The 1,403-nt window shown below is 62.9% G+C and carries 1 protein-coding gene; it reads right to left on the minus strand.

Features of this window, described 5'->3' with window-relative positions:
* Positions 1–237: 237 nt before the first annotated feature.
* Complete coding sequence (locus tag AC6EUL_RS22800; RefSeq protein WP_499872889.1) at positions 238–1,272, minus strand: IS110 family RNA-guided transposase; 1,035 nt, start codon at positions 1,270–1,272, stop codon at positions 238–240.
* Positions 1,273–1,403: the final 131 nt, after the last annotated feature.

Genomic DNA, 1,403 nt, shown 5'->3' on the forward strand with positions numbered 1-1,403 from the left:
GGGGTTGTCTAATCGCATCTCCCTCGTCAAGCGGGTTGGTCGTGCAAGGCGCTGCCGGGTGCAGGGTTGTCTTCGCGGTCGGCATAGGCTGCCGCATGATGGAGCTTCGCGGCGCGAGCCTTCAATGTGGACGACGCACTGTGCCTGATCGGCGGTGCAACCCCATCAACGGAATGGCTCGGCTCACGTCCCGGCAGGGACAGGGGCAGCGTTCTGGGTCTCGAACGCTTTGGGATGCTAAGCTGCGGCTCGGGAAAAGGTCGGGTTCGGATTGAAGAGTTCGCCGGTCTTCAGCATCGTATGCATGACCACCGCCAGCTTGCGGGCAACGGCCACCGCAGCGCGTTTGAAGCCGACCCTTTCACGCAGTTGCAGACCCCAGGTACGAAGCGCGCTCTCACGCGAGGAGCGCGTCAGGATCACCGCCGCGGCTTCGTAGAGAAGACTGCGCAATTGGCGATCGCCTCGACCGGAGATGTGGCCGTCATAGTCGACCTCCCCCGATTGGTAGCGCCGCGTTGTTAGCCCGATCCAGGCGCCAACAGACCGCGACGACTTGAAGTTCGCCGGATCCTCAATCGCCGTGGCGAACGAGGTTGCGGTGATCGTGCCGACGCCAGGGATCGACATGAGGAGGCGGCATGCCTGACTCTGGCGTGCTTCCGCTGCGAGTTGGCGTCCCAGTTCAGCCGCTCGAACGCGGATGTCGCGCCAAGCCTCCACCATCGGCAGAACCACGGCTGCAAGCTTGGATCGAGTTTCGAGAAGATCTCGAACGTTCCGCTCGAACGTAGCTCCCTTGCCGGCAGGTACGATCAGGCCGAACGTCTTCAAGATCCCACGGATCTGGTTCGAGAGCTCGGTCGTGATGTGGACGAGGCGTGCACGGGCCGCGACCAGCGTTCGGGTGAGCATGCTGCCGAACCCCTTCACGCGCACCTCGCGGAAAAAGCCGACCTCTGCCAGATGAGCCAAACCATCGGCATCATTGGCGTCCGTCTTGTTCGGTGCCATGTCCAATGCAGCCTTGGCATGGCGGGCATCGATGCAGACGGCCGGCATGCCCTCAGCCGTGAGCGCATGATAGAACCACACCGACAAAGGTCCGGTCTCGAATACGACGCGCTTCACGCTGGGAGCTCGCTTGCGAATGAGGCTCGCAATCGTCTGCGGGTCGGAGGCACAGGTCCCGCGCCAGATCCGCCTCCCGTCACGGCGGATCGACACCGCCGTCGCTTTCATCGACACGTCGAGACCAACATACTCGTTCATGGCTGTTCTCCCTTCGACGTCTGAGCCCAGCGTCCAGTCGTGAGCCCGCACCTTCATCGTATTGGGGAACAGCCGCCGTCCAAGACCGATCGGCTCAAAGGGGGCTCGCTCCCGCGATTACCCCATGTGGA

The organism is Methylobacterium sp. 001424705, assembly GCF_059816145.1.

Bases quoted from the DNA above. Each gene is read 5' to 3' on its own strand.
- AC6EUL_RS22800 (WP_499872889.1), bottom strand. From the start codon at position 1,272: ATGAACGAGTATGTTGGTCTCGACGTGTCGATGAAAGCGACGGCGGTG.